This window comes from Runella sp. R5_40 (assembly GCF_057652295.1).
On sequence record NZ_JBYFCH010000081.1, the window covers coordinates 1 to 402 of the forward strand.

The 402-nt window shown below is 46.8% G+C and carries 2 rRNA genes; both read left to right on the forward strand.

Annotation, left to right across the window (positions count from 1 at the left end):
• A 16S ribosomal RNA gene (locus AC23N5_RS31490) occupies positions 1-70 on the forward strand; the annotation flags it as partial.
• A gap of 142 nt (positions 71-212) precedes the next feature.
• Positions 213-402 (forward strand): 23S ribosomal RNA (locus tag AC23N5_RS31495); the annotation flags it as partial.

The following is a 402-nucleotide window of genomic DNA, read 5'->3' on the forward strand; positions in this document are numbered from 1 at the left end:
AAATCTGGTAACTGGGGCTAAGTCGTAACAAGGTAGCCGTACCGGAAGGTGTGGCTGGAACACCTCCTTTCTGGAGTGTCCTGACGTTTACTTCTCACTATTTGCTGTCAAGGTGAATAGGGTATTTTAGGCGAGAGCTTGGATTATCCACGAGGCTGTTTAGTCTTAGAGTTATTTGACATATTGGTAGAGAATTATCAAGAAATTTGTAGAAGAAGCAAAATAAGGGCGCATGGGGAATGCCTATGGCTCTCAGCGGCGAAGAAGGACGTGATAAGCTGCGTAAAGGCTAGGGGAGTGGCACATACACATTGATCCTAGCATGTCCGAATGGGGCAACCCACCCTAAGAGATTAGGGTATCCGAAAGGAGGCAAACGGGGGGAACTGAAACATCTAAGTA